Origin of the sequence: Streptomyces sp. 13-12-16, from assembly GCF_002114215.1 — a bacterium.
Lineage (GTDB): Bacteria > Actinomycetota > Actinomycetes > Streptomycetales > Streptomycetaceae > Streptomyces.
Genome location: NZ_NCTE01001198.1, coordinates 38028 through 38746, shown reverse-complemented (window position 1 = coordinate 38746; position 719 = coordinate 38028). Strand labels below are relative to the sequence as shown.

The 719-nt window shown below is 72.3% G+C and carries 1 protein-coding gene; it reads left to right on the top strand.

Annotated features, from left to right (window positions below):
* Window positions 1–719 (top strand): putative PEP-binding protein (locus B7767_RS37625; protein WP_306298038.1); only part of this gene is annotated, 719 nt, incomplete at both ends.

Here is a 719-nt window from a genome sequence, read left to right as displayed (position 1 = left end):
CTGCTGCCCCCGCCGCTGCACGAGTTCCTGCCCGACCACACCGACCTGGCGGTGCGGATCGCCGCCGCCGAAGCCCGCGGCGGGGAGCCGGACGCCCACGACGTCGAGCTGCTGACCGCCGTGAACCGCATGCACGAGGAGAACCCGATGCTCGGGCTGCGCGGTGTGCGGCTGGGGCTGGTGATTCCCGGCCTGGTCGCCATGCAGGTCCGGGCGATCGGTGAGGCCGTCGCCGAACGTCTCCTGGCCGGGGGCGCTCCCGAGGCGGAGATCATGGTCCCGCTCGTCGGTGACGTGCGGGAGCTGCGCCTCGTACGCGAGGAGGTGCGACGGGTGCTGGCCGACGTCTCGCGGGCGACGGACGTCACCGTCGACTGCCCCGTCGGCACCATGATCGAGCTGCCCAGGGCGGCGCTGACGGCCGGCCGGATCGCCGAGGAGGCCGAGTTCTTCTCCTTCGGCACCAACGACCTGACCCAGACCACGTGGGGCTTCTCCCGCGACGACGTCGAGGCGGAGTTCTTCTCCGCCTACCTCGACAAGGGTGTCTTCCCCACGTCGCCGTTCGAGACGCTCGACCGTGACGGGGTCGGCCGGCTGGTGGGCATCGCCGTCGCCGAGGGCCGCGCCACCCGCCCGGACCTCAAGATCGGTGTGTGCGGCGAGCACGGCGGCGACCCCGACTCGGTGCACTTCTTCCACGCCGCCGGACTGGACTA